The following is a 421-nucleotide window of genomic DNA, read 5'->3' on the forward strand; positions in this document are numbered from 1 at the left end:
CTCTAAGCCGCAGTGGAAATATTATGCAGATGCGTCCAAGACAGACGGTCGCTCAACCAAGAATTTCGACAACAAAGCCGAAGCACATGCTTACTGCCAGAAGGCAGGTAAAGGCGTTGTGAAGGAAGTCTTGGGTGAAGTGAAACGCTGTGGATACTGTGCTGCTGCACCCATCTGCCAGCAACGCTTGAGGTATTTCGATGTTTGATGTTGATTTGACAAAAATCGACCATCATGAAGCACTTAACGATATTGTCGAAGTTCTGGGTAATAAAACCCAGAACACCGATAAGGGCTTCTTCCGTGCGGAAGCTGCTTTCTTTATTAGCAAAGTTGCTTCCAATATGCGGGCTACCATTGTCACCAAAGACCGTGGCGAAGTGCCTGTGAACACCTATGTCATGGCATTGGCAACGTCTGG

2 protein-coding genes are annotated in these 421 nt (G+C 47.5%); both read left to right on the top strand.

Translation table 11 applies throughout. The annotated features are described in order from the left end of the window. The coding region (locus RMT89_RS41275) for a hypothetical protein (protein ID WP_315888891.1) at positions 1-208 on the top strand (208 nt) is incomplete at its 5' end. Beyond that, positions 201-421 (top strand): hypothetical protein (locus RMT89_RS41280; protein WP_315888892.1); only part of this gene is annotated, 221 nt, incomplete at its 3' end. The genes RMT89_RS41275 and RMT89_RS41280, both read left to right, overlap by 8 nt.

The organism is Streptomyces sp. P17 (assembly GCF_032436805.1).
Lineage (GTDB): Bacteria > Actinomycetota > Actinomycetes > Streptomycetales > Streptomycetaceae > Streptomyces.